Consider the following 815-nt stretch of genomic DNA (forward strand, 5'->3'; position numbering starts at 1 on the left):
ATGCCCGCACCCAAGCCAAAATCAAGCTGGTGCGGTTGATGTTTGAGCGTAACTACAGCCGGGAACAGATCCAGCAGTTATTTATTGTCATCGATTGGATGCTCCAGCTGCCTTACGGGCTGGAACCCACGTTCCGACAAGCGGTCTACGAGATTCAGGAGGCGAAGAAAATGCCCTATATCAACACCTTTGAACGTCATGGTATCGAGAAAGGTTTGCTGCAAGGCCGAGAAGAAGGTCATAAAGCAGGCTTAGAGCAAGGCACCCTATTGGGAGAGCGCCGCTTTTTAACCAAGCTACTCAATAAGCGTTTTGGTGAGCTACCCGACTGGGCTCAGCAACGCATTGAGGAAGCAGATGCCGTACAGCTAGATCGCTGGACGGATGATGTTCTGGACGCCCACAATTTGGATACCCTGTTGGGTAGCCACTGATTCAATTTTAAGTGTGCAGCGCTCCATCACTAAGCGGTTTCCATCATAAAATCATAGACCCCGATGCGTTAGCGATCGGGGGTTTGTGTGTAAGCGCCTAACGGACTCGTCACTATCCCGGCATAACAGCCTCTATTAAGCCGATTTTCGCCTGCTTGATGGTGATCGAAGACAAAACCTTACCGCTGCCGATTAGCCCCTGTTTTACGTGCCATTAGCGCTTTTATCCGTGCTCAGTGTCGTGGGTTAGTTGTCTGAGTTAAGCTCGATTCTGGTGTATGGGAGGAAGTAGGAAGGGTGGCGTATCCTGTTGATTGATCACGACCAAGATCTCAACCAACAAAAGTGGATACGCCATGACTGATTCTACCCTCCAAGCCG

Annotated in this window: 1 protein-coding gene; it reads left to right on the forward strand. The window is 50.2% G+C overall.

From position 1 onward, the window contains the following. Positions 1-434 (forward strand): DUF4351 domain-containing protein (locus tag BQ9846_RS15755; RefSeq protein ID WP_144049484.1); only part of this gene is annotated, 434 nt, incomplete at its 5' end. Between the last annotated feature and the right edge of the window lie 381 nt (positions 435-815).

Source organism: Vreelandella massiliensis, from assembly GCF_900155385.1.
GTDB lineage: Bacteria > Pseudomonadota > Gammaproteobacteria > Pseudomonadales > Halomonadaceae > Vreelandella > Vreelandella massiliensis.